Origin of the sequence: Acinetobacter lwoffii, from assembly GCF_024129355.1 — a bacterium.
In the GTDB taxonomy this organism is placed as follows: domain Bacteria; phylum Pseudomonadota; class Gammaproteobacteria; order Pseudomonadales; family Moraxellaceae; genus Acinetobacter; species Acinetobacter lwoffii_I.
On the sequence record NZ_JAMXXP010000026.1, the window covers coordinates 18,856 to 41,824 of the forward strand.

The following is a 22,969-nucleotide window of genomic DNA, read 5'->3' on the forward strand; positions in this document are numbered from 1 at the left end:
GAAGCCTGTTTTTTGTTTGAACCAGCGCTCAAATTATTTTTTACGGAAAACTTCCTGACAGGCAGGCGCATCGCAGTAGCCATACAGATTCAGTGAGTGACCGGTTAATTCAAAACCAAATTTTTCAGCAACGTCATGCTGCTCTTTTTCAATCGTATCATTAATAAATTCAACAACTTTGCTGCAATTTAAACACACCAGGTGATCGTGGTGATCTTCCTGCATAATTTCAAAAACTGAATGATTATTTTCAAAATTATGACGTTCGATGATGCCCGCTGCTTCAAACTGCGTTAACACACGATACACAGTTGCTAAACCTACATCTTCGCCCTGATCGAGTAAAGTCTTGTAAATATCTTCCGCACTTAAATGATGTTGTCTTGAATTTTCTAGTAATTCTAATATTTTAATTCGTGGAAGGGTAACTTTCAGCCCAGCTTTTCGTAAATCTTGGTTTGAAATAGTCATGTAAAAAGGTCTCTCAACAAAATCAAAGTTGGAATATGCAACAAAGTTTAGATGCAGTATGATCTATCCTTGGATCAAATGCATCATAATTAATTTGGGATAGTTTAGCAAAATGCAAAAAATCATGTTGACGTTATTCGTCACTTCATTGCTCGTCGGCTGTTCGACATTAGGTGTTTATAAAGTAGATATTCCACAAGGAACCCCTTTAACCCAAGCACAAGCCGCTAAAATTCAGGTAGGAATGAGCCATCAACAGGTGCGTTTCTTACTGGGCAGTCCAACAGTAAGCGATCCACTGAATCCTTTACGTTGGGACTACATCTATAACTATACCCCAGGAACCTACGCTAAAAAAGCCAAGATCCCGGCAGCCCAAGGCCAGCATTTGAAAATCTACTTTAACCAGTCTGGTATCGTAGAACGTGTTGAAGGTCTGGAGACGATTCCAGAATCTCAACCCGGCTTACCAGGATCAAAAGAAGCAATTTTAAATGCTCCTCCACTATAGTCGGTTTCTCATGAAAAAGCCCCTGAATCATCAGGGGCTTTTTTAATTAAGCTGATTGATTGAGCAGATCATTGAAACTACTGCTCATTCAAGCCGCTCTCTATTCGGAAGATGGTTTCAGCTTTTTTAAAAGATTGCCTCTGGCATAACGACCCACCGGATTTTTCTCGGCGCGTTTACGTCGGATGTCTTTAGGATTGATGGTCAGTGCTCGGTAAATTTCCACCCTGTCACCTGCTGCCAGTGGCTGCTGCTGATCTTGCAAGCGCACGCCAAAAATGCCCAGAGATAACAGTTCAGGCAAGTCGACCTGCTCACGGATTCCACTTTGCTCAATCGCGTCCAGTGCCGTCATGCCAGGCTGAAATGACACGGCTAGATGAAATTGTTTTTCTGGCGTCGCATATGCCACCCAAATCATCGCCTCACTCATCAGACGAATTGTCCTAATACAGCAATGATTGCCAGAATAATCCCCACCGGCAACACCACACGTACCGCAATACGCCAGATGTTATAAAACGCTTCAGAGCTGAAATTCATTGATTTACGCAAATGACTAATCTTCATGATCCAGCCGGCAAATAATGCATAGATCAAACAAATCAATAGGCCCCAGACTAACAAGACCACATTGAAAATTGGGCTTAGATTTGGAATAGCCCAGATCAGTGTAACCGCTGCCACAATCGCCCATTGAATCGCACGATGAAGCTGGCGTTGCTGTAACTGTTCACGTGCCATTTGCAGAATTAATGCAGCAGCTGCGACCATCGCTACGACCAGAGTAAATGCAGGGATTTGCGCTTGTATAGCAAAGAAAGCAAATGCAATGACAGCAACTAGCTGCGCAATCCAGATCGGCAATACCGTCTTGCTGGCGACATCCTGTTGTTGTACAGCGCTCAGACTAGATTGCCAGTACAAGCCCATGCCCAGACCACTTGCGACCAAAGCCAATACGGTGGCATTGCCCCATTCCGAGAACTCGACTGGTGTGACTTGCCATGCAGGTAGCGCCGTTCCCATCACATTGGCTAGAACCAGAGACGCCAGTACGCCAATCGTGGTAACAGCCAATAAAATTTGACGCGGTAGCAGTGACAGGGCCAACGCTACTATTGCCAATCCAATCAACAGAAGATTGGGTGCAAGATCAAGTGCAGCAATCGCCAGAACATTGCTGGCATTGTTCAGCATGGCACCTGCCAAAAACGGAATAAAGATCACACTTAACCAGCCGACAATACGCCATTTCTGTGACGCATCAGCTTCACGGGTCAGCGTCGACAGCGCCTGTAATGGCGTTGTTTTAGAGCGCTTGGCCAAAGCAATTTCCAAGTAGCAGACTGGAAGCGCCAGAATCAGCATGGTGGCCAACCAGAGCATCCAGAAATCCAGCTGACGATCAATCTGGATACCGGTTATCGGTGCGAGCGTCGCGATGATAATAAACGATAAACAGAAAGCCATCAGCGGCGATAACCATTTTGACATAGCATTGTCCTGCATGATGCATTCCTATAAAAATCTAGCGCTATTTTGCCTTGTGAAGCGGTGAAAATCAAAAACAAAAAGCAAACCACCATGACAGTGATTTGCTGCGCAAAAATTATAATTAGATTTTAATTTTTGTTATCTCGTTACGTCTTTTATTATGAGAAGAAACGAGCGAACCAGTTTTTACCTGTTTTCTTTTCTTTTTCCTTGATGATCCCCATCATATTTTCTTTTACGGCACCGACATAATCGGCGTCATCGTGCTGAATATGGTTAATCAGCCATTTCGATAATACTTCGTGCAGCTCTGATTCAATGGACTGTCCCAGTTCAAAACGGTCACGATAAGACTCGATTTTTTTAATAAACAGGTCATGCACACGTTTATGCGGCACCCGATATTTATAGCCGGCTTCTTCCTGAAGAGATTCCTCAAAGGTGAAATGCGACTGGGTATAATCAATAATATTGTCGAGAATCTGTTTAATACGGGCACGCTCGGTATTGGCATCAATTTCGTTGATATAATCGAGAATTCGTTTGTGCTGATCGTCAATCACATCGATACCAGTATTATAATCTGGAACCCATTTCATTTTCATTACGACCACCTATAAATATTAAGGACTTATAACGTGAAAATGAGCATATAGCGTATTGATTCAAATAAAAATGAAGCAAATTAGTCGGCTTTCCGCCTAAATCCGGCTTTTTCATTTTAAGTTTCTGTTATATATAATTAAAAATAATTTATCCTGAGTAAAAGGCTAAGATATTAATTAACCAAAAACTGTAATAAACCTTTATTTATTCTTAGATTTTTTCCTATTTAAAAATATAAAAAAACGGAGTTTAAACTCCGTCTTTGATCGCGTTTTAATATTGATCAGCTCGCGTGACGCGTTTTAAGGAAGGATCAAGACGTTCACGTTCCAGACGTTCAACATGTGTCAACTGAGAACGTACTTTCGCCCCATGCTGAAACAGGATCATTTCACCGGGCTGGAAGGCAGTCCATTCTTCATTCTGGGTCAATGGTTCAGTGGTAATCACTGCGACGCGATCTTCAGGGGTCGTGACCTGACTAAAGTCCACTTCGACATCAATATCAATCAGCTGAGCCGGTCTAAACGGGTATTCACGTACCAGCCAGTGGAGTTTAGTAATCGCATAGCTAAACAGGGCCTGACCATTCGACAGGCAGAAATTAAAGGTGCCATGCTCCGCGATTGCAGGTGAAATTTCAGCTAGAAGATCGAAAACCTGATCCAGTTTCGGCTCATGATAGCCAAAGCGTTTCACCAGTTGATCCAGCAGGTAACAGAAGGCACGCTCACTGTCGGTATTTCCGACTGGGGTAAAGCGCCCTGACAGTTCAGGAAAATAATCATATAAATCGCCATTATGGGCAAAAATCCATTGCCGCCCCCAAAGTTCACGGCTAAAAGGATGCGAGTTTTCCAGATTAATTTTGCCTTGGGTCGCTTTACGGATATGGGCAATCACATTGCGTGATTTGATTGGATAATTACGTACCAGCTCGGCAATCGGTGATTCAATCGCGGACTGGTTATCGACGAACAGACGGCAGGCTTTATCTTCAAAGAAAGCAATCCCGAAACCATCCGCATGATCAGAGGTAATGCCCGCCCGCTGGGAAAACCCGCGAAAAGAAAAAGTAATATCCGTCGGGGTGGCACAATTCATTCCGAGCAGTTGGCACATGGTCTGGTTTCAGCTCTCTATTTACTTAGAAGCTTATTGTGCATGACTGTCCCAGTCATTTCAAATAGGTGGCTATAAGAAATCCAAATAAAAAAGAGTCTCTATTGAGACTCTTTTTCGCAAAAATTGGCTTAAGAACGATGCGGATTGGCACGATTGGTAATGAGGGTGCCCACACCATGATCGGTGAAAATTTCTAGTAAGCTGGCATGAGGTACACGGCCATCCACGATATGTGCACTTACGACGCCGCCTTTTACCGCATCCAGCGCACAACCGACCTTTGGAATCATGCCGCCATAAATCACGCCAGTTTCGATCAGACGATCGACTTCTTGAGTGGTCAAACCAGTCAACAGGTTTTTATTTTCATCCAAGACACCGGTGATATTGGTGAGTAGAATCAGTTTTTCTGCACCTAGGGCTTCAGCGACTTTACCAGCGACCAAATCAGCATTGATATTATAGGTATTGCCTTCTTCATCGACACCTAGCGGGGCAATGACTGGAATAAAGTCACTATTGGTAAACATTTCCAGAACATCGGTTTTCACGCCAACGACTTCACCGACCAGACCCAGATCAATTTGCTCAACTGAACCATCTTCAGCCACTTTTTCCATCAGCAGCTTTTGCGCACGAATCAGGTTGCCGTCTTTACCGGTAAGACCAATCGCACGACCACCATGCTGGTTAATCAGGTTCACGATAGATTTGTTAACGCTACCGCCAAGTACCATCTCGACTACTTCCATGGTCGCAGGATCAGTCACGCGCATGCCGTCAATACGGTCTGATTCGCGGCCCAGCTGTTTCAGCATGGAATCGACTTGCGGGCCACCACCATGTACCACGATCGGATTAATACCGACTGTTTTTAATAATACGATATCACGTGCAAATGAACTTTCCAGCTCAGGATCGGTCATCGCGTTACCGCCGTATTTTACCACCAGGGTTTTACCCGCAAAGCGTTGAATATACGGCAAAGCTTCTGTCAAAATCTGTGCTTTGTCGATGCCTGTTTGTTGATTTGGCATTCGCCTCTCCTTATTGAGCATCTAAAATGTCTTGAGCGATCTCTGGATAACGGTCACGCAACATGGCTACAAACAGATGACGAATTTCATTCAGACCTTGAGCATTATTGGCATCAAAGCGCACCGTGAAATACTCACCTGTATTGGATGCTCGAATGATGCCAAAACCATCCTCAAAATCAAGACGTATGCCATCAATTTTACTGATTTGCGCATTAATTCTTGCGGATTGTTGTTCAACGAAGTTTAAAAGCTCAACAGGACGCACTTGGCGCGTTGAAATATAAAGATCTTCAGTACCATGTCGTTTTGGATAAGCTGCTAAGGCCTGCGCGAGAGTTTGCTCCGTTTGGTCGAGATATTCCATGACTCGGAGCGCTGCATAGAGGCCATCATCATAGCCCCAGCCGCGACCATCATTAAAGACATAATGTCCGGCATATTCCCCACCAAAAATGGCCTGCTGCTGAGACTGGTTCAGATAAGTTCTGAGAAATGAACTACCGGTACGAATCATTATCGGCTCCCCGCCTAGGCGTTGCACTGTATCGCGAACCAGAGTCGAACATTTCACATCATAAACAAATTGGCGTGGCGCTGAATCGCTTAGGCAAATTTCGGCAAACAGGCATAATAATTGATCGGCAGTGATAATCTGACCATGTTCATCAATCAGAACCAAGCGATCGCCATCACCGTCCAAGGCAATACCGAGATCAGCCTGCTGTTGCATGACGGTTTGACGTAAAGTCTCAAGATGTTTGTCTTGCGAAGGATCCGGCGCATGATCCGGAAAATGTCCATTCGCCTCACAACGTAAAGCAATCACTTCACAGCCCATTTTTCTGAGTACCAAGTCAGCACAACGTCCGGCTGAGCCATGCAGACCATCCAGAATCACTTTAAATGAGCGCTTTAATTGAATATCTTCTAATATTCCCTGCTGATACTGCAGGCAAAACTCTGGAATAATCTGATGCGGCAGTTCAGCTAAAGTAATTAGCTGGCTATCGCAATGTGACTTTGCCAGTTGGGCCACCTGTTGAATCATCTCAGGACAAGGTGGTTCACCATCAATAATCCATTTAATACCATTATCTTCTTTAGGATTATGACTGGCAGTGACCATAATGCCATTGCCATCAAACTGGCGTGCGGTGAAATATAGCATTGGGCTGGAACAACAACCTACAATAGTGGCTTCCAGCGAATAATCTTTAAAAATACGGGCAATCGTGTCGGCAAAAGCCGGACTACTGATGCGTGCATCATAACCAATGGCGACACGTGTCTGTCCCGCAGCCTGATACTGCTGGGCTAAACCGTGGGCAATTGCATCAATGATCCCGGCACCTAATAGACTGACTTTACCGCGTATGTCATAGGCACGAAAGATATGCATGGGGAATGGATGATTCATAGATCCCATAAAACTGTCTTTTCACTATTCGTTAAAATAAGGAGATTTAAAATGATGATTTCATCATAATGACTTTAAACATTTGTTTTTGTTTTAAGACCTGCTATTTTTAAACGATTTCAATGTAACAATCAATTATAAAAATATAATCTACAACTTTAGAATTATAGGGTTCTTGTAATTAAACAATGATTATTCAATTATATTTATTTTGAGTTTCATCTAATTAGACATTTGATCATTACATAAATTTTAGATTTAAATAATTCTACTTGGCCGAAAAAATAAGGTTTTATTTTTTAAATATATTTCAACCAACTCATTTTTTTTAATATTTAATCTAATCAACTAAAAATGGCTTACATCCAGTTAATGAATGTAAGCCATTATTAAAACTTAGTTTTTACCCGTATGACCAAAACCGCCAGCACCGCGTTCAGTCGCTTCGAATTCATTCACCAGATCGAATTCAGCTTGTACCACAGGAACCAACACATACTGCGCCAAACGTTCACCTGGCTCTAAGCTGAATGCCGTCTGACTACGGTTCCAAACGGATACCATCAATTCACCCTGATAATCAGAATCAATTAAACCGACCAGGTTACCCAACACGATCCCATGTTTATGGCCCAAACCCGAACGTGGCAAGATCAGACCAGCAAATGCAGGATCTTCAATATAGATTGCTAAACCAGTTTTTACCAAAACCGTTTGGCCTGGTTCAATGATTGTGGTTTCTGCAACACACGCACGCAAATCCAGCCCCGCTGAACCTGTCGTAGCATAAGTCGGTAATGGCCATTCCTGACCAAGACGCGAGTCAAGGACTTTCACCTGAACTTTCATGTATTCATTCCTGTTGTTTCATTTAAAATAAGAGCAAGTCTTGTACCTTATCGTTTGATAAGATTACGCAAATTATCAAGATAATGTTGGGCTTGTAATTTTGGATCGATGTTACCGGCCAGCTTTTTCTTGCGGCCTAACCATTCCAGCTCATCTTCCGGTAATTCATCCAGGAAACGGCTTGGGGTCATTTGCTTCATCTGCCCACCGGCCTTGCGCTGTTCTGCCAGAGTAATGGTCAGTCCCTGACGTGCACGGGTAATCCCCACATACATCAGACGGCGTTCCTCTTCGACCGTTTCTGCAGCGATCGAGTTTTTATGTGGCAGAATTTCTTCTTCCAGCCCGATCAGATAGACATAAGGAAATTCCAGACCTTTAGACGCATGCAAAGTCAATAAATTGACTTTATCGGTGTCCTCTTCTTCCTGCTGCTGCTCGAGCATGTCCAGCAGCACCATTTTACGAATCACACTTTCAATATTTTTTTCATCAACATCTTCAGCGCGGTTAATCAGGCTTTGAATGCTGCTATAGAGCACTTCGATATTGTCGAGCTTGGTCTTTTCCTGCGCTGGTGTGGCTGCAGTTTCCTTGATGTAATCGATATAACCGGCTTCAATCATCATCTGGCGGATAATTGGCACTGGTTCATCATCATCCAGTAAATTGCGGGTAAAACCCTCAATAAAATCGGCAAACTCAGCCAATTGAGTCGTGGCCTTTTTCGGAATCGCCATGGTCAGACGCTGATCCGCAGCCGCAGCCAGAAGCGACAGATTATTTTCCTGAGCAAATAGACCGAGCTTTTCCAGCGTTACCGGACCAATTGCCCGTTTTGGCGTATTGATAATTCGTAAAAATGCACTGTCATCTTCAGGGTTAATGATCAAGCGTAAATAGCTCATCATGTCCTTGATTTCGGCACGTGCGAAGAAGGACTGTCCGCCAGATAATTTATACGGAATCTGCATCTGACGTAGATGGGTTTCTAAGATACGCGCCTGGAAATTGCCGCGGTACAACACCGCATAATCTTTCCAGCTTTTACCGTTCATCAATTTATGCGTGATCAGGTCTTTAACCACGCGTTCTGCTTCATCATCATCATTGCGGCAGGTAATCACACGGATCACTTCACCATGGCCTTTGTCCGACCAAAGCTTTTTATCAAAAATATGCGGATTATTACCAATCACGGTGTTGGCTGCTTTGAGAATACGACTGGTCGAACGATAGTTCTGTTCCAGTTTAATCACTTTTAAATTAGGAAAATCCTGCTGCAGCAAGGCCATATTTTCCGGTTTAGCACCACGCCAGGCATAAATCGACTGGTCATCATCGCCTACGGCGGTGAACTGTCCCATCACGCCAACCAGTAATTTCACCAGAATATACTGCGCCGTATTGGTATCCTGATATTCATCGACCAGCAAATAACGCACGCGATTTTGCCATTTGTCACGAACTTCGGCATTTTCCTGCAGCAAGCGCGTTGGCATCACAATCAGGTCATCAAAATCCACGGCGTTATAAGCGCGTAAATTACGTTCATATAATTGATATAAATGCGCAAACTGCACATCTTCGGCAGTTTCACAGGTAGTATGTGCCTGCTCGGGTGGAATCAGATCATTTTTCCAGTCCGAGATCATTTTCATGGCTTTGGCAATCAGTTCTTTGCTTTCTGCACCGGATAAATTGTCACGCTGCATCAGATCCATCAGAATGCGTTTACAGTCGTCAGCATCCAGAATCGAGAAATTATTTTTCAGTGGGGTATGTTTCAACTCCAGGCGCAGCATATTCAGGCCAAAAGTATGGAAGGTCGAAACTGAAACGCCTTTACTTTCTTCACGCGTCAACAATTTGCTGACACGCTCTTTCATCTCACGTGCTGCCTTGTTGGTAAAAGTCATCGCAGTAATACGATGTGCGGGAATCCCGCAATGCTTGACTAAATACGCGATTTTTCGCGTGATCACTGAAGTCTTGCCTGAACCCGCTCCTGCAAGTACTAACAAGGGTCCTTGAGTGTATTTCATGGCTTCAAGTTGCTTGTCATTTAACTGACTGGCGAGTGACATATGGCTTCCTCTTCTAGATTCGGCTCCGATTATAGTCATCTCTGCGTCAGTTGCCTAATTTAAAATACGATTAATCAGATCAATATTCAGATATAAAAAAACCACCCGAAGGTGGTTTTTTCTTAAGCGTTCAAGAATTATTGAACTGCATATACCGCGATTTCTACACGACGGTTTTGCTCTTTACCTGCGGCAGTTGTATTGTCTGCAATTGGGTTCGCTGAACCTAAACCTTGAGCATTAATACGTGTACGTGAAACACCTTGGCCTGCCAAGTAAGTCGCTACAGAGTTTGCGCGTGCTTGAGACAATGGCAAGTTAATTGAGTCATTACCCGTGCTGTCTGTATAACCAGTTACAAGGATACCGCTCTTGTTATCTTCAGTTAATACTTGCGCCACTTTGTTTAAAGTGCCATAGAAGTTTGGTTTGATATTTGATTTGTTGGTATCAAATGTAATGCTGCCTGGCATCACAAGGTTAATCGAACCATCTGCATTACGGTTAACGTCTACGCCCGTACCCGCTGTTGCTTGACGTAATTTTTTCTCTTTGTTATCCAGATAGACACCCGCTGCACCACCTACAACAGCACCAATTGCTGCTGCACGGTTATTTTGACGGCTGGTATTCGCATTGCCTTTAGAAACACCGTAACCTGCTGCAGCACCAATTAAAGTACCTAGAGCAGCTTTATCATATTCCACACCACCGATGTTATTACCAGTTGATTGACAACCTGTAAGTGCTACGGCCCCTGCTACAGCTGCTGAAATGACTAGTGCACGCATCGCATGACTCCTTGTTGTATGCTTTGTTGTTAAGCGAGATAATGATTTAAATTGAATGGGCTAACCATTGAATTTTTGTTAATAATAAATCGTTTAGTAATATTTTGTAATGTTTATATGTAACTAAAACCAAGTAGTTCGTCACAATATCTTCATAGTTTCCTGTTTAGGCTTTTTTATTTGCCTAACTGTCTCTATATTACTCAAAATATGAAAAAATTTAAGTGATTAATCTCTGGGGACTGTTTGGATATGTCATCGAATAGCAACAAGCAACCGACTTTAAAAAAACTGGCGCGTGGCCTGACGGTCACATCCGTCATGACGGGCAGTACTTTTTTTCATGGTCCCCCGGTGCTGGCCTTGGGTTTAACCAAACTTTTTAAAAAATCCGCAAAAGTGGATGAAACCAATATCAAGATTACCAACAGCTGGTTAGGGGTCAACAACTGGCTAATTGAGCATGTGCTGAAAAATACCGAATGGCAAATCAGTGTAGATGAATCACTGGATTTGAATATGCAGGGCCGTTATTTGATGACCTGTAATCATCAAAGCTGGGTCGATACCACGGTCAACCAGTACTTCGGTCTGAGCCGTATGCCCCTGACGCGTTTCTTTACCAAATGGGAGCTTATTTTTATTCCTTTTGTGGGTCAGGCCTTTAAAATCTTAGGCTTCCCGATGATGAAGCGGCATAGCAAGGAACAGATTGCCAAAAATCCTGCGCTGAAATACCGGGATATGGAAGAAGCACGCAAATCTTGTGAACAGCTGATCAGTCAGCCTTTTACCCTGTTAAATTATCTGGAAGGCACGCGTTTTACCCAAGAAAAGCATGATCAGCAGCAGTCTCCCTATACACATTTACTGAAACCTAAAGCCGGTGGTCTGGCATTGGCACTGAGTATTCTCGGCGATAAAATTGATGCGCTGGTCGACATGACCATTGTTTATCCTGACGGTATTCCGGGCTATGGTGAATTTTGGTTAGGTGAAGTGCCACGTATTGCGGTAAATTTAAGAAAAATTGATATTCCAGACTGGGTACTGGGCGGCAATTATGAAGATGATGCTGAATATCGTGCACGTTTTCAAAAATGGATTGATCAAATCTGGACTGAAAAAGATCAGCTCATCGCACAAATGCAGCAGAACTTTGCCCAAGCCCCGGTCGGATCTGTAACCGAGTAATTATGAAGAACGACAACCCGGACATTACGTCCAGCTCATTTAAATTTGTTCGTAAAGGAACCTGGGGCTGGAAAATTGCACTGATTTACGACATTTTCATGATGGTTTTGATCGTCATCAATCTGTTCTGTCTCAGTGCCAACGCCATTTTAATGAGCGATTTTGGTCAGTGGTTGTTTGACTTCATTCGTTTACCCGAAGTGTTGCAGTTTTATAAAAGTGATTTACGCCCTTGGGTCATTATTACCGAGGGCTGGTTTACCACCTTCTTGGTCTGTGAATTACTGGCACGCTGGGTCATCGCGATTGTTCTGCGTCATCATCGACGCTGGTGGTTCTTCCCTTTTGTGCACTGGTATGAAATTTTATCCATTATCCCTCAACTACGTTTCCTGCGCCTGCTGCGTGCGGTCGCGATTGGCTACAACCTGCATAGCCATGGTTATAAAGTAATTCCTAACCGCTGGTATCGCCAAGGTAACTTTTATTACAACATGCTAATGGAAGAGCTTTCTAGCCGGGTGGTACTGACCGTACTGGACGGTATTAAGCGTGAACTGACCACGAGCACATCACATAAACAGTTAATTGATGATTTGGTGGAACATCACCGTAAATTACTGGCGATTGCCTTGGCAGATATCTTGCAGGAATCTTTAGGCAAGGAATTACAGGCACAACGTTCCATGATCGCTAAAAATGTAGGGCAAGTAGTGAATCAGGCGATTGAAGATACTCCAGAACTAACCCAATTATTACGTTTGATTCCAATTGTTGGCAGCCGGATTGAACAGCAAATTCAAAGTATTGGTCAACGTCTGGGCGAAAATATCACGCAAGGACTGATTGAACCATTTACCCACACAGGTCAAAAAGAAAATCCGACTTTTGCCCTAATTTCAGATAAAATCAGCCAGATTCAGATTGAACATAATCCACATATTGATAAATTGGTCGAATCGGCTGTTTTTGAAACACTTGAAGCAATCCGGAAACAGGTGAAAGTCAAACAATGGCAACAGATTTTAGAAGAACATGAGCAAAATCAGAGCTCAATAGATAAGTAAAGTTTAAAGTACAGAATCAGATCAATCCGTCCGGTTCTGTTCGCATAAAAAAATAACTGAGATCGCTAGAGAATTACTGCAATTTGTTCTAGGATTTGCACTATTTACAACATTGCTTCGACACAAAACCAGCAGGTCAGAAGTATTTAAGGAAGAATTATGGCTGATATACGGATAAAAGGCAGAATGGTCAATGCGATACGCATTAGCCTAGATACCAATGATCATGATGCAATCCGCCAGCAACTTAGCCCAAAATTACAAGCAGCATTTCCACCCGGCACTTTGGCAGTCATTGAAAGTTCAGTTGAACAGGAACTCATTGCGCTGATCCAACTGTTAATCAGTCTGGATGTACAGCCTATGGCTGTTACTGAAGGCTTACTTGGAGATCAGGCGCGCGCCATTCAGTTCCCGGTACTGCCACCTGATCGCCAGTTAGAAGAAATTAAAGCCACCAAAGAACAGGTGGTGGAAGTTAAACCAGAACCTACAGCGGTGAATGATGATCAAGCGCCTACTGCCCCGATCGTCGCGCATATCACCTCATATCATGATGAAATTCTGCGTACCGGCCAATGTATCGTGCAGCATAATGGCGACATTATTATTAATGCCGGCATCAACAGTGGTTCAGAAGTGATTGCTTCAGGCAATATTCATGTCTATGGCAGCGCACGTGGCCGGGTCATTGCAGGTGCGGGTGGTAATACTGCAGCACGTATTTTCTGTCATAGCCTCGAAGCTGAACTGATTTCAATTGCAGGAACCTATTGTGTGGCGGATGACATTCCACCGCATGTAGTTAAAAAGTCTGTGCATATTTACTTGAATGATCAACTAGAGCTTGTATTTGAAGCTCTACAATTTTAATGTATAAATAAACACCAAAAACCCCATTTTAAACAGGGGATTTGAACCATAACAGGAGTGGATTCGGTGGCGAAAATTGTTGTCGTAACGTCAGGCAAAGGTGGTGTAGGTAAAACTACAACAAGTGCATCTTTTGCAACAGGTTTAGCCCTACGTGGTCACAAAACTGTTGTTATTGATTTTGATGTAGGTTTACGTAACCTTGATTTGATTATGGGCTGTGAACGCCGTGTAGTTTATGATTTTGTGAATGTTTTAAATAACGAAGCACGATTACAACAAGCACTGATTCGCGATAAAGATATTGAAAATTTATATATTTTACCTGCATCACAAACACGTGATAAAGATGCCTTAACCGATGAAGGTGTTGCTCGTGTAATGGATGAGCTTTCGCAGGAATTTGATTATATTATCTGTGATTCGCCTGCCGGTATTGAGCGTGGTGCTATTTTGGCCATGTATCATGCGGATGAAGCCATCATTGTGACCAACCCTGAGATTTCTTCAGTACGTGACTCTGACCGTATCATTGGTATGCTCGACAGTAAAACTAAAAAAGTAGAACAAAACGAAGGTCGCATTCGTAAGCATCTGTGTATTACCCGTTTCAATCCGGAACGTGCCGATAAACAGGAAATGCTAACGATTGATGATATTTCTAAGGATATTTTACGTGTACCGACCTTGGGCGTTATTCCTGAGTGTCCAAGCGTTTTACAGGCATCGAATGAAGGTAAGCCGGTGATTCTTTTCACTGAAGCTTCTGCAGGTCAGGCCTATGATGATCTGGTTGCGCGTTTCCTTGGCGAAGAGCGTCCTTACCGTCATATCGAGGTAAAACCTAAGGGCTGGTTAGCACGACTATTTGGAGCGTAGACATGGCAGGATTCTGGAGTAAACTTTTTAGTGGCGAGGATAAACCATCAAGCGCACGGACTGCTAAAGACCGTTTGAAAGTGATCGTTGCATCCGAACAAGGCTTGGGTCGTCGCTTGAGCCAGGACAAAATTGACCAGATGAAGACTGAAATCATGCAAGTGGTCAATCGTTATGTTCGCGGTGTCGATGAACAGCATATTCAAATGCAGGTCCGTTCTGAAGCCAATATTGAAATGCTTGAAATGAATATCAATTTACCTGAAGAACGATAATCTGATTTTTGATTGGTCAAGTAAATTGATTCAAGGCAAAATATGAGAGTGGTAGAAATAGTAGTTTAGCTATATTCCGCCCACTTGAAGCATAGCTTCAAGTCTTGCGACTAGGCAAAGCAGTGCTTTGCTAATCTAGTCTCATATTTTGCCTTTTTTCATGCCGAAAAAACTACATTAGATCAAGGAAATTGCGATGGCATTATCTCAACCAGCGACCTTTAACGAAGAATGGTCAGATGAGCGTGTATTTGCCTACTTGAATCAGCTTCCTCCTGCAGGTGTTAATGCTGATTTTCACGTGCTCTATCATGCTTTCAAGCATATGCGTCCATTTGATTATGAACGCCTGTTGACGAAATTTGTCGCTGATGGCCGTGATGTCAATGCAACCAATCCGGAAGGACAACGGATTCATGACGTGATTGCCACTTTCCCGCGTCAAAGTGCCGAGTTTCTGGATGTATTGGCAAAATTTGCCTGAGTCAAAATACATAAAAAAGCCTGCTTTGAAAGCAGGCTTTTTTATTGAAGGTAGACTGAAATTAAACCAGAATCTCGCGTTTACCATTGGCACCCATACCGCTGACAATGCCGTTTTCTTCCATCTGGTCAATGATCCGTGCAGCACGGTTATAGCCCAGACTGAATTTACGTTGCAAGGATGAAGTAGAAGCCTTACGGGTTTCCAAAACAAAAGCTACACACTGGTCATACAGTGCATCACGGTCTGAACTGCCCTCACCACCATCTTCAAAACCACGGCTGGATGGTTCTTCATCAAATGGTGTCAGGATCTCGTCGACATAATTTGGTGAACCACGTTCACGCCATGCATCGCAGATCCGGTTGACTTCGTCATCGGCAATAAAGGCACCATGTACACGCTCAGGTTCGATTTTACCCGGGCCGAGGAATAGCATGTCACCGTGACCGAGCAAGTCCTCTGCACCACCCGCATCCAGAATAGTACGCGAGTCGATCTTGGAGTTAACCCGTAGCGCGACACGTGTTGGAATATTGGCTTTGATCAAACCGGTGATCACGTCCACCGATGGACGTTGGGTCGCAAGCAACAGGTGAATACCGGCAGCACGTGATTTTTGTGCCAGACGGGTAATCATCTCTTCAGCTTTCTTACCGACCTGCATGATCATATCCGCGAACTCATCCGCGACAATCACAATGGAAGGCAATGGCGTCAAACGCGGCGCACGTTCACCCACAACAGAATCGCTGGCTTTCCAGGTTGGATCGATCAGGTCTTCACCATTGGCAATCGCCTCTTCCACCTTGCGGTTATAGTCGCTTAGTTTACGGATTTTCAAGAAAGACATCAGCTTATAACGACGTTCCATCTCATTGACACACCAGTTCAATGCGCTGACCGCATCTTTCATATCGGTGACTACAGGCGTCAACAAATGCGGAATATCATTATAGTTCGCCAGTTCCAGCTGCTTCGGATCGATCAGAATTAAACGCAATTCATCTGGGGTATATTTCAGCAACATCGATAAAATCATCGAGTTGACCGCCACCGATTTACCGGAACCTGTGGTTCCTGCCACCAGCATATGCGGCGCTTTACCCAGATCAGCAATCACCGGATTACCGGAAATATCCTTACCCATTGCCATGGAGAGGATGCTATTCGGATCAGTGAAGGCTGGAATGGTCAAAAGTTCGATCAAACGGACCATTTCACGGGTACTGTTTGGTACTTCAATTCCGATATACGGCTTGCCTGGAATGACTTCAACCACACGCACCGATGCCATCGACATCGAACGTGCCAGATCTCGGGAAATATTGGTCACTTTAGAAGCTTTCACCCCTGGCGCCAGATCCAGTTCAAAACGTGTTACGACTGGGCCTGGCTGTGCTTCTACCACTTTGGCTTTGACATTAAATTCTTGCAGCTTGATTTCAAGCAATTCAGATAAACGTGCCAGCTGCTCTTCGGTAAAATTCACTTTTTTATTCGGATCGACTTCATCCAGTAAATCTAGCCCTGGAAGTGGTGATAAATCTTTACGGCGCTCCACCACCTGCATGGCACGTGACATCGGACGGCCTGAAGCATCAGTTAAAGGAGCATCAAAATCAAACTCGTCTTCATCTTGTGGTTTACCAGCCGTTTCTTGCCAGGCTTCTACAAATTCTTCTTTAGATAAAGCCTCGCGTACTGCTGCATGAGTTGCAGAAGGAGGAGATACTGGTTGCTCTATACCCTGATGCTGAATTGGTGCCTGAACAAAAGCAGAAGATTGAGCATAGCTAGAACTACGTACCGGTTGGCTTGGCTCTTCCTCTTCAACTAACAAATCACCCAGGTCATCCAGATCGGTCTGTAATGCGCTGTTTTTCACGACATGTGCAGTCGCCATGGATGCCATGGCCGGTGCAACATTGGTCATGTCTTCTACAATTCTTGAGGTCTTTTCGGCTGGCGCTGTATTGAATGGACTATGCACATCGGTCGCAGTTTTGCCTTGCGGAACTGCAGCCAGAAGTTCATCAAAGATTTCATCATCATCCCAGTCCAGACCTGTATGTGGAGCCGATGCGGTTCTGGTGTGAGCATGAGTCTGTGCTGCAACAGATTGTGGAGCAGCTATATGTGAGACTGGAGAATCAAGCTGTTCTTCTTCGGCTGCTTTGAGTAAGGCATCAATATCCTGTTTATGCCGCTGATCTTCATTTGAATGTAAGGCACGCCACACCTCGCCTGTGGCTACCACACGATCCGGCTGTTGAGGCACTTGCTGTACTTGCTTAAATGTCTCGACTGGCTCAGGAGCCTGCTGCTCAGCCTCAGGAATATCCTCATAAAACTGCGGTTGTTGTGATTCTTTATCGGCAAAATCATCAAATAAGCGTTCAGCCACCTGATCACGTACCACCGGATCTATTTCTACCAGTTGATGCTCAGGCGCAGGTGTTACTGCAACCGCTACTTTTTTTGCACTAATGACTGGCTCTTTTTTGGCGACAGGTGCAGTCCGATCAAAATCGGACATGCCTTCAGGCACATTACGGTAGAACAGGTCTTGTAAATAAGCAGGGGTTGCTTTGAGGCTGCTCCAGGTCTTGTTCCACTTCACCCCAAAAGCCAAGGTAAATAACACCACCCAAAGCACCAGCAGGAAGAATGCTGCACCATAGACTGTCAGCAATTGTTCCAGACTCTGGCCTAATTCATAGCCAATAATACCGCCGGAAGAATTATCCAGCGTATCAGCAGGAACTTGCCAGAATAAAAACAAAAGCGCTGAGGTGCTCAGCAACAGGAAGAATTGCGCAGCATAGCGAAATGGCCGGTTCAGGAAGCTACGCGGCCACCAGACCTGAATCGCCTCCATAAACAGATAGACAGGGATCAGCAGACTTGCCCAACCGAGAAAGCCAAACAAAAGGTCTGCAATCCAGGCACCCGCTACCCCACTAGCATTCGAAACGGTCTGCGTATCACTAGAGATATGCATCCACCCCGGATCAAATGGCGTATAGGTCACTGTTGCAAGAAACAGATAAATCCCAAATGAGACTAAAAATAATGTCATTACTAAGCGCTGTGCATAGGCACTCGACACCGCTGTCATATACTGTCCTGTAACCAATTCTTCATGAATATTCTTTTGCTTCAATGCTTGAAAAAAGCGACGCAATAAAATGCATATTATGCACCTGTTCTGTGAAAAAAGATGCACTATTGTGCAAGCACAATGTTACTTATGCTATATAGCCCAAATCGATTTCAATGATCAATAATATCGACTTTAATCTCACACCACTGTTATACAGTTTCACGTATAATTCAATAAATTTCTAAATAAAAAAGGATACAGCTGATGAGCGCACGTCACTCACGACTGATTATTTTAGGTTCTGGCCCTGCAGGCTATAGCGCAGCAGTATATGCAGCGCGTGCAAACTTGAAACCTACCCTGATTGCAGGCTTGCAACTGGGCGGTCAGCTGACCACGACGACTGACGTCGATAACTGGCCGGGTGATCCCGAAGGTTTGACTGGTCCAGCATTGATGGAACGTATGCAGGCACATGCAGAGCGTTTTGGCACTGAAATCGTGTATGACCATATCAATGAAGTGGATCTTAGCCAGCGCCCGTTCGTATTAAAAGGCGATATGGAAGAGTTCACCTGTGATGCCCTGATCATCTGTACCGGTGCAACTGCCCAATACCTCGGTCTGGAATCTGAAGCAGCCTATATGGGTCAAGGTGTCAGTGCTTGCGCGACTTGTGATGGTTTCTTCTATAAAAACCAGAAAGTCATGGTTGTCGGTGGTGGTAATACCGCTGTTGAAGAAGCGTTGTACTTATCCAATATTGCGTCTCACGTGACTCTGGTTCACCGTCGTGATTCATTACGTTCTGAAAAAATCTTGCAAGATCATTTATTTGCCAAAGAAAAAGAAGGCAAGATCAGCATTATCTGGAACCATCAAGTCGATGAAGTATTAGGTGATGCGCAATCTGGCGTGACCTCGGTTCGTCTTAAATCAACTCAAGATGACTCTACTCAAAACGTCGATGTGACGGGTATGTTTGTGGCGATTGGTCACAAGCCAAATAGCACCATGTTTGAAGGTCAGTTAGAGCTTCGTGACGGTTATATCCAGGTACAAAGCGGTACTGCAGGTAATGCAACCCAAACTTCGGTACCGGGTGTATTTGCAGCCGGTGATATTGCGGACAGCATTTACCGTCAGGCCATTACTTCTGCCGGTTCAGGCTGTATGGCTGCGCTTGATGCAGAAAAATATCTTGATGCGATGGGCAAACTAGACTAAGCAGCAAGAATAAAAAAGCCGTCCATTATGGGCGGCTTTTTTATTGCTAGAATGAGATGATGATTTATCTATAGATTTATGTCGGGTCTGCCATGTCTTTACTTCCTCTCTCAGAATTCATTTTTCCCAATCCGGTCGAGGTTGATCCTGAAGGTGAAGGACTGATTTGTATTGGTGCCGACCTCTCCCCTTCTACACTTTATGAAGCCTATACACATGGATTATTTCCATGGTTTTCAGAAGGTGATCCAATTTGCTGGTGGAGTCCGGAACCACGCTGCATTATTCGCCCCGAAGATTATCATCCAAGCAAATCCCTGCTACGCAATATGAAAAAGCAGGACTATAAAATTACGGTCAATCATGCTTTTGAAAGGGTGATTCGTTCCTGTTCATTGCCGCGTGCTTATGCAGACGACACCTGGATCAGTGAAGATATTATCGCAGGCTATTGTGACATGTTCGACGCAGGATATGGTTATAGCATTGAGGTCTGGGATGAAGATCGCGTCGTCGGTGGACTTTATGGTGTGACCATCGGTCAAGGCTGTTTTGGTGAATCCATGTTTAGTACGCAAACCGATGTTTCTAAAATGGCTTTCTATACTTTAATGCTGATTGGACAGGAAAATAAACTACCCTGGATCGACTGCCAACTGGTCAACGATCATCTTTTAAGCCTGGGTGCCTGCACACTTTCTCGCCAAGCCTATCTTAATTCTTTACAAGATATTGTAAAAAAGCCTGCTATCGATTGGAAAAATTATCAGGAAGGTGTATTTTCAAGTAAAACAATAGCGCAAAACGCGCGCTTAAGTGAATGAAAATAACAGAGGGTAGTTGTTATGAACTCTTATCAGCCAAAGGCCCTACTGAACGATTTACAGTATTATATTACGCCGCCGCATGATTGTAGCTATTTACCCAACAAGTCGGCGCGCATGGTTTTTCTGGATCCTGCACATCGAATTGATGTCGTAACTTTATCGGAACTGTCACGTACCGGTTTCCGCCGCAGTGGTGATTTCGTGTATCGACCCGAATGTCATCTGTGTCGTCAATGTCTGTCTTCGCGTGTGCCTGTTGTTGAATTCCGCATGAACAGTTCACAAAAAAAAGCCTGGAAACGTAATCAGGATCTGGTGATGAAAATTACCAGTCCAGAGCACGCCGGTGACCTGCATTATGCGCTGTATGAACGCTATATCAATGAACGCCACGCAGATGGCGACATGTTTCCACCGACTCGGGATCAGTTCGAAAAATTTTTATTACAAAGTTGTACCGACAGCTTCTTTCTGGAGTTATGGCAAGGTGAGCGTCTAATCAGCGTTTCCACCTGCGATCTGCTGGATGATGGCATCTCTGCCGTCTATACCTTCTTTGATCCTGATGAAAATCGTCGTTCACTCGGTGCATTTGCGATCTTGAAACAGATTGAACATGCACAAAAGCTGGGCTTGCAATTTATCTATCTGGGATATTGGGTACCACATTCCAACAAGATGAATTACAAATCTCAGTACCTGCCACTGGAACTCTTGATCGATGGACAATGGCGACGCTTAAATCATGCCCTAAGTGCCACGGAGATTCAGCACTTGGGAAACTCATTAATGACGACCTTACCCAGCGGATGGAATCACCAGATTATTAAATAAGGTCGTCAGCTTTTATGATTTAAACAGACTGGCAAAATCATCTGTACATGCTTTCACCATAATGATGGCATGTTCACGGCTTCCGTTACTGTTAGGATAATAATTCTTGCGCAGATCAATCTGATGAAAGCCTGATTTTTCATACAGCTTGATCGCAGCCAGATTACTCTCGCGCACTTCTAGGAAAATCTGCACCGGATTATTTTTTAGCATCGCCACTGAAGCCTCCAGCAACTGATAGCCCAAGCCCTGACCTTGCTGTGCCGGATCAATCGCCATCAGCAATAAATTGGCTTCATCTAGCACCGGTTGTAAAATACAAAATCCGGCCACCTGCCCTTGCACTTCAATCACGGTACTTTGATAAGCTGTTACAGCATCTTCGAACTGTTTGAAAGTCCAGGGGTGTGATTGAACCGATCTCTCAATCTTTGCAACGGCTTCTACATCCGCTGCTTGCATTAAACGAATCATCTTCGTTCATCTTATATAGAATCAACCTCCGCATTATAGAAAGTTCATGCAAAAAATCGAGCAAAAAAAAGAGCGATTTCAGTCGCTCTTCAATCTTCAGTTCTGTCACAGACCCAATTTAGTTTTCCAAGTCGCCAGCAGTCGATCTGTATGATGATCATTCGGATGGAATCCCGGTTTAAAATACATCAGCATTTCTTTCGCCATACCCGTAATGACACCTTTAGAAGGACTATAGGCATAGGTATAAATGGCTTTTAAGGACTCAAAATTGAGCTGCTGATCCTGTTTGAGCAGACGGGCAAGGAAATAGCTTTGCACCACAAATAAGGTTGCCATTGCGATGACCAAGGAAGACGTACGCAATGCATAGGCTTTTAATCCTTTGCCAAAAACCCCTTCGAAGACATCATAAGCCACTGCCTTATGTTCATTTTCCTCGATGGCGTGCCATAACCACATGGTTTTCATGGTTTCATCTGTCATCAATTCCTGAATGTGGCTATTGGTCAAAAGCTGTGAGGCAATGGTTGCAGTGAAATGCTCAAGTGCCGTGGTTGCAGTCAAATCTACCATTTCTTGGGTAATTCCCACAGGCTTACCCAGTTTAGCCATGACTTTACGTGTCGTTTGAATGACTTTATCGGTATAACGATCAAGCGTCTCGACATCATGCCCATGTTTTTGTGCAGATGCATTAAAGCCGATATGCTCGTGAGTATGCATCGCTTCCTGACCAATAAAAGCGGAAATTTCTTTTTGTAATGCTTCATTATTGGCAATCGCAGGATGTTTACGCACCGCACGGACTGAATCTATAAAAAACTTTTCACCTGCTGGAAATAGCGCAGATAATGCCGTCATAAAATGAGTGAGACCTGCTGAACCATTCATCCAATATTCCGGTACAGCATCAAAATCAAAGTTCATGCGACGAACTGGAAAACTAGCACCGGCACGATTGGTAATATTTACTTTCGCATTCATGTGACCACTCCCATCAGGCCAATCCAGGCCCGAAAATTTAATATTCATATTCTTATCTGTATATTACGTGGTAATTTTTTTTACATAAGTGCAGTTTAGGTCAAGCCGATATCAGATAAGGACAGCTTTTAAAATCATTGTCAGACAATTTATTTTTAGTTTTATAAAAGTTTAGATCAAAAAAAAGCGCCTCAAAGAGGCGCTTTTCTTACACAATCAGCGATTATGCAGTTACTTTAGCAACTACACCAGCACCAACTGTACGACCGCCTTCACGGATCGCAAAACGTAGACCTGGGTCCATTGCGATCGGGTGGATTAGCTCTACTGACATCTCAACGTTGTCAC

Annotated in this window: 24 protein-coding genes; 10 read left to right on the plus strand and 14 right to left on the minus strand. The window is 43.9% G+C overall.

Annotated features, from left to right (window positions below):
* Positions 1-33: 33 nt before the first annotated feature.
* Positions 34-471 carry a ferric iron uptake transcriptional regulator gene (gene fur, locus NI468_RS11855; protein WP_005096051.1) on the minus strand — a complete coding sequence of 146 codons (438 nt, stop codon included), beginning with the start codon at positions 469-471 and terminating at the stop codon, positions 34-36.
* 112 nt (positions 472-583) lie between these two features.
* Between fur and NI468_RS11860 the strand changes: the two genes are divergently transcribed.
* Complete coding sequence (locus NI468_RS11860; RefSeq protein ID WP_004279275.1) at positions 584-982, plus strand: outer membrane protein assembly factor BamE; 399 nt, start codon at positions 584-586, stop codon at positions 980-982.
* Positions 983-1,082: 100 nt separating this feature from the next.
* On the opposite strand, the gene NI468_RS11865 is transcribed toward NI468_RS11860, so the two are convergent.
* The 9 genes from NI468_RS11865 to NI468_RS11905 all read right to left on the minus strand — a co-directional run bounded on the left by NI468_RS11865 (position 1,083) and on the right by NI468_RS11905 (position 10,394).
* Positions 1,083-1,415, minus strand: a complete 333-nt coding sequence (locus tag NI468_RS11865; RefSeq protein ID WP_253102069.1) for an RnfH family protein — start codon at positions 1,413-1,415, stop codon at positions 1,083-1,085.
* Positions 1,415-2,494, minus strand: a complete 1,080-nt coding sequence (locus NI468_RS11870) for a hypothetical protein (RefSeq protein ID WP_114541547.1) — start codon at positions 2,492-2,494, stop codon at positions 1,415-1,417. Before NI468_RS11870 ends, NI468_RS11865 begins: the two co-directional genes overlap by 1 nt.
* Positions 2,495-2,637: 143 nt before the next feature.
* Positions 2,638-3,084 (minus strand): bacteriohemerythrin, encoded by a 447-nt coding sequence (locus tag NI468_RS11875; RefSeq protein ID WP_004279272.1) that lies wholly within the window; start codon positions 3,082-3,084, stop codon positions 2,638-2,640.
* A 274-nt stretch (positions 3,085-3,358) separates the two neighbouring features.
* Positions 3,359-4,207 (minus strand): class II glutamine amidotransferase, encoded by an 849-nt coding sequence (locus NI468_RS11880; protein WP_004730575.1) that lies wholly within the window; start codon positions 4,205-4,207, stop codon positions 3,359-3,361.
* A gap of 131 nt (positions 4,208-4,338) precedes the next feature.
* The gene (gene argB / locus NI468_RS11885) at positions 4,339-5,247 is read right to left on the minus strand and encodes an acetylglutamate kinase (RefSeq protein WP_004279270.1); all 909 of its coding nucleotides are present in this window, start codon (positions 5,245-5,247) and stop codon (positions 4,339-4,341) included.
* A gap of 10 nt (positions 5,248-5,257) precedes the next feature.
* The gene (locus NI468_RS11890; RefSeq protein ID WP_253102071.1) at positions 5,258-6,676 is read right to left on the minus strand and encodes a phosphomannomutase/phosphoglucomutase; all 1,419 of its coding nucleotides are present in this window, start codon (positions 6,674-6,676) and stop codon (positions 5,258-5,260) included.
* 387 nt (positions 6,677-7,063) lie between these two features.
* On the minus strand, positions 7,064-7,516 hold the full coding sequence (gene dut / locus NI468_RS11895; protein ID WP_004646127.1) for a dUTP diphosphatase: 453 nt from the start codon (positions 7,514-7,516) through the stop codon (positions 7,064-7,066).
* 47 nt (positions 7,517-7,563) lie between these two features.
* The gene (locus tag NI468_RS11900) at positions 7,564-9,603 is read right to left on the minus strand and encodes a UvrD-helicase domain-containing protein (protein ID WP_004730583.1); all 2,040 of its coding nucleotides are present in this window, start codon (positions 9,601-9,603) and stop codon (positions 7,564-7,566) included.
* 137 nt (positions 9,604-9,740) lie between these two features.
* A complete protein-coding gene (locus tag NI468_RS11905; RefSeq protein ID WP_004646124.1) occupies positions 9,741-10,394 on the minus strand; it encodes a YiaD family glycine zipper/OmpA-like lipoprotein in 654 nt (217 codons plus the stop codon).
* A gap of 252 nt (positions 10,395-10,646) precedes the next feature.
* Between NI468_RS11905 and NI468_RS11910 the strand changes: the two genes are divergently transcribed.
* The 6 genes from NI468_RS11910 (at position 10,647) to NI468_RS11935 (ending at position 15,166) form a co-directional block, all read left to right on the plus strand.
* On the plus strand, positions 10,647-11,588 hold the full coding sequence (locus NI468_RS11910; protein WP_168386750.1) for an acyltransferase: 942 nt from the start codon (positions 10,647-10,649) through the stop codon (positions 11,586-11,588).
* Positions 11,589-11,590: 2 nt separating this feature from the next.
* Positions 11,591-12,655, plus strand: coding sequence for a preprotein translocase subunit SecA (locus NI468_RS11915; protein ID WP_168386749.1), 1,065 nt, complete (start codon positions 11,591-11,593; stop codon positions 12,653-12,655).
* Between the two features lie 159 nt (positions 12,656-12,814).
* On the plus strand, positions 12,815-13,528 hold the full coding sequence (minC, locus tag NI468_RS11920) for a septum site-determining protein MinC (RefSeq protein ID WP_168386748.1): 714 nt from the start codon (positions 12,815-12,817) through the stop codon (positions 13,526-13,528).
* A gap of 66 nt (positions 13,529-13,594) precedes the next feature.
* Entirely contained in the window at positions 13,595-14,407 is an 813-nt protein-coding gene (gene minD, locus NI468_RS11925; protein ID WP_004646120.1) for a septum site-determining protein MinD, read from the plus strand.
* A gap of 2 nt (positions 14,408-14,409) precedes the next feature.
* Positions 14,410-14,682, plus strand: coding sequence for a cell division topological specificity factor MinE (minE, locus tag NI468_RS11930; RefSeq protein ID WP_004279256.1), 273 nt, complete (start codon positions 14,410-14,412; stop codon positions 14,680-14,682).
* 196 nt (positions 14,683-14,878) lie between these two features.
* Positions 14,879-15,166, plus strand: a complete 288-nt coding sequence (locus NI468_RS11935; protein WP_004279254.1) for a PA4642 family protein — start codon at positions 14,879-14,881, stop codon at positions 15,164-15,166.
* A 61-nt stretch (positions 15,167-15,227) separates the two neighbouring features.
* On the opposite strand, the gene NI468_RS11940 is transcribed toward NI468_RS11935, so the two are convergent.
* Positions 15,228-18,287 carry a DNA translocase FtsK gene (locus tag NI468_RS11940; RefSeq protein WP_253102074.1) on the minus strand — a complete coding sequence of 1,020 codons (3,060 nt, stop codon included), beginning with the start codon at positions 18,285-18,287 and terminating at the stop codon, positions 15,228-15,230.
* 249 nt (positions 18,288-18,536) lie between these two features.
* On the opposite strand from NI468_RS11940, the gene trxB reads away from it, so the two are divergent.
* The 3 genes from trxB to NI468_RS11955 all read left to right on the plus strand — a co-directional run bounded on the left by trxB (position 18,537) and on the right by NI468_RS11955 (position 21,160).
* A complete protein-coding gene (trxB, locus tag NI468_RS11945) occupies positions 18,537-19,499 on the plus strand; it encodes a thioredoxin-disulfide reductase (RefSeq protein ID WP_004646117.1) in 963 nt (320 codons plus the stop codon).
* Between the two features lie 92 nt (positions 19,500-19,591).
* Positions 19,592-20,323 carry a leucyl/phenylalanyl-tRNA--protein transferase gene (gene aat, locus NI468_RS11950; protein WP_253102077.1) on the plus strand — a complete coding sequence of 244 codons (732 nt, stop codon included), beginning with the start codon at positions 19,592-19,594 and terminating at the stop codon, positions 20,321-20,323.
* Between the two features lie 21 nt (positions 20,324-20,344).
* A complete protein-coding gene (locus tag NI468_RS11955; RefSeq protein WP_253102080.1) occupies positions 20,345-21,160 on the plus strand; it encodes an arginyltransferase in 816 nt (271 codons plus the stop codon).
* A gap of 12 nt (positions 21,161-21,172) precedes the next feature.
* Here the strand turns inward: NI468_RS11955 and rimI are convergent, their stop codons facing one another.
* From rimI to NI468_RS11970, 3 genes are all read right to left on the minus strand, one after another.
* On the minus strand, positions 21,173-21,634 hold the full coding sequence (gene rimI / locus NI468_RS11960) for a ribosomal protein S18-alanine N-acetyltransferase (RefSeq protein ID WP_253102082.1): 462 nt from the start codon (positions 21,632-21,634) through the stop codon (positions 21,173-21,175).
* A gap of 105 nt (positions 21,635-21,739) precedes the next feature.
* On the minus strand, positions 21,740-22,621 hold the full coding sequence (locus NI468_RS11965) for a metal-dependent hydrolase (RefSeq protein WP_253102085.1): 882 nt from the start codon (positions 22,619-22,621) through the stop codon (positions 21,740-21,742).
* 223 nt (positions 22,622-22,844) lie between these two features.
* Positions 22,845-22,969 (minus strand): EF-Tu C-terminal domain-related protein (locus NI468_RS11970; RefSeq protein WP_075861485.1); only part of this gene is annotated, 125 nt, incomplete at its 5' end.